The sequence below is a fragment of the Ideonella sp. B508-1 genome (assembly GCF_000333615.1).
Taxonomy (GTDB): domain Bacteria; phylum Pseudomonadota; class Gammaproteobacteria; order Burkholderiales; family Burkholderiaceae_C; genus Ideonella.
This window is the reverse complement of record NZ_BADL01000052.1, coordinates 1-2,116: the sequence shown is the minus strand read 5'-3', so window position 1 is coordinate 2,116 and position 2,116 is coordinate 1. Positions and strand designations below refer to the sequence as shown.

General features: G+C 69.0%; 2 protein-coding genes and 1 pseudogene. 2 read left to right on the top strand and 1 reads right to left on the bottom strand.

Translation table 11 applies throughout. The annotated features are described in order from the left end of the window. Window positions 1-209 precede the first annotated feature (209 nt). The gene (locus I73_RS02545) at window positions 210-1,253 is read right to left on the bottom strand and encodes a rod shape-determining protein (RefSeq protein WP_022979182.1); all 1,044 of its coding nucleotides are present in this window, start codon (window positions 1,251-1,253) and stop codon (window positions 210-212) included. A gap of 359 nt (window positions 1,254-1,612) precedes the next feature. On the opposite strand from I73_RS02545, the gene gatC reads away from it, so the two are divergent. Continuing rightward, window positions 1,613-1,912, top strand: a complete 300-nt coding sequence (gatC, locus tag I73_RS02540) for an Asp-tRNA(Asn)/Glu-tRNA(Gln) amidotransferase subunit GatC (protein ID WP_022979181.1) — start codon at window positions 1,613-1,615, stop codon at window positions 1,910-1,912. Continuing rightward, window positions 1,909-2,116 (top strand): annotated as a pseudogene (locus tag I73_RS25545) (Asp-tRNA(Asn)/Glu-tRNA(Gln) amidotransferase GatCAB subunit A); the annotation flags it as partial. The gene gatC and the pseudogene I73_RS25545, both read left to right, overlap by 4 nt.

The window sequence follows — 2,116 nt, the reverse complement described above, 5'->3', positions numbered from 1 at the left end:
CGGCAGCAGGCCGGTGCCCAGGGTGTTGCGCAGGGGCTGATGAGCGCGAAGCGGTGATCCGCGGCCATCAGGAAGATGGCCAGGGCGGCAGCCAGCAGCAGCCTCGACAGGGCCGAGGGGCCCTGATGGAAGAACGGCGGCGGGTTGCGGTCGAGCGTGCCGAGCGGCATGGGTGTCGTCCCGGGGCGCGCCAGGCGCCCGCCGAAGTCTTATTCCGAGGTGAAGATCGAGCCCAGGCGTTCCATGCTCTCGAGCGCCATGCCGCAACCGCGCACCACGCAGGTCAGCGGGTCCTCGGCCACCAGCACGGGCAGGCCGGTTTCCTCGGCCAGCAGGCGGTCCAGGTCGCGCAGCAGCGCGCCACCGCCGGTCAGCATCATGCCGCGCTCGGCGATGTCGGCGCCGAGCTCCGGCGGGGTCTGTTCCAGCGCGTTCTTCACGGCCGAGACGATCTGGTTGAGCGGATCGGTCAGGGCTTCGAGGATCTCGTTGGACGAGATGGTGAAGCTGCGCGGCACGCCTTCGGAGAGGTTGCGGCCCTTGACCTCCATCTCCTTGACCTCGGAGCCGGGGAAGGCGCTGCCGATGCTCTTCTTGATGGCTTCGGCCGTGGGTTCGCCGATCAGCATGCCGTAGTTGCGGCGGATGTAGTTGATGATGGCCTCATCGAACTTGTCGCCGCCGACGCGGACCGAGCCCTTGTAGACCATGCCGCCCAGCGAGATCACGCCGACCTCGGTGGTGCCTCCGCCGATGTCGATGACCATCGAGCCGGAGGCCTCGGAGACCGGCAGGCCCGCGCCGATCGCGGCGGCCATCGGCTCCTCGATCAGGTGCACCTCGGAGGCGCCGGCGCCCAGGGCGGCGTCGCGGATGGCGCGCTTTTCCACCTGGGTGGAACCGCAGGGCACGCAGATGATGATGCGCGGGCTGGGCTTGAGCACCGAGCGCGGATGCACCATCTTGATGAACTGCTTGATCATCTGCTCGGTGATCACGAAGTCGGCGATCACGCCGTCCTTCATGGGCCGGATGGCCTCGATGTTGCCGGGCACCTTGCCCAGCATGGCCTTGGCCTCGTGGCCGACGGCCTGGATGACCTTCTTGCCGTTCGGGCCGCCTTCGTGGCGGATGGAGACGACCGAGGGTTCATCGAGCACGATGCCCTTGCCCCGGACGTAGATCAGGGTGTTGGCAGTGCCGAGGTCGATCGCGAGATCGGTGGAAACGTAGCGACGCAGGGAGGCGAACATGGAGGACTCAGGTCAGGCGGAGGGCGCGCGCCCGCAGGCGGGGCGCGGCGAGGTCGGCCGCGCGCGTCGGCCCTGACGGGACGCGGAGCAGGCGGCAGACCGGGATGCGCATGGATGGCGTGGCAATGAACGGGTGTGGCCAGGAGATCTGTCGCAAGAGGCAGAGGCACTGGCCAGCAGCACGGACTGGCGGCACAGGCTTGCAACGTTCACACGGAAACCCTTGTGTGGCGGGGCTTCCGTGCGTGTGCAGATAACCGGAGATAATACCTTATGCCCCCCTGACAAAGGGGGCCGGCAGCCCTTAGTTGGGGCTCTGGCGGCTTTGGTTCCGCCCTCCGAATCCACTTGATACACCCATGGCCCTGACCCCTGCGGACGTGAGCCGCATCGCCGAGCTGGCGCGCCTGGAGCTTTCCGGTGCCGAGGCCGACGCGATGCTGGCCCAGCTCAACGACTTTTTCGGCATCGTCGAGCAGATGAGCGCCGTCGACACCAGCGGTGTCGAACCCCTGTACACCCCGCTGTCGGCGGTGATGGACGTGCAGCTGCGCCTGCGCGAGGACGCCGTCACCGAAGGCAACGACCGCGAGCGCAACCAGTGCAGCGCCCCGGCCGTCGATGGCGGCCTGTTCCTCGTGCCCAAGGTGATCGAATGAGCGCGGACCTGCACACCCTGGGCGTGGCCGCGGCTGCCAAGGCCCTGGCCGACAAGACCGTCTCCAGCGTCGAGCTGACCCAGGCCCTGCTGGCCCGGGCCGAAGCCCATGCCGCGCTGGGCGCCTTCCTGCACCTGGACCGCGACGGGGGCCTGGCCGCCGCGCGGGCCGCCGACGCCGCCCGTGCCCGCCGCCAGGCCGGCC

Coding starts and splice junctions, on each gene's coding strand:
- I73_RS02545 (WP_022979182.1), bottom strand. CDS start 1,253: ATGTTCGCCTCCCTGCGTCGCTACGTTTCCACCGATCTCGCGATCGAC.
- gatC (WP_022979181.1), top strand. CDS start 1,613: ATGGCCCTGACCCCTGCGGACGTGAGCCGCATCGCCGAGCTGGCGCGC.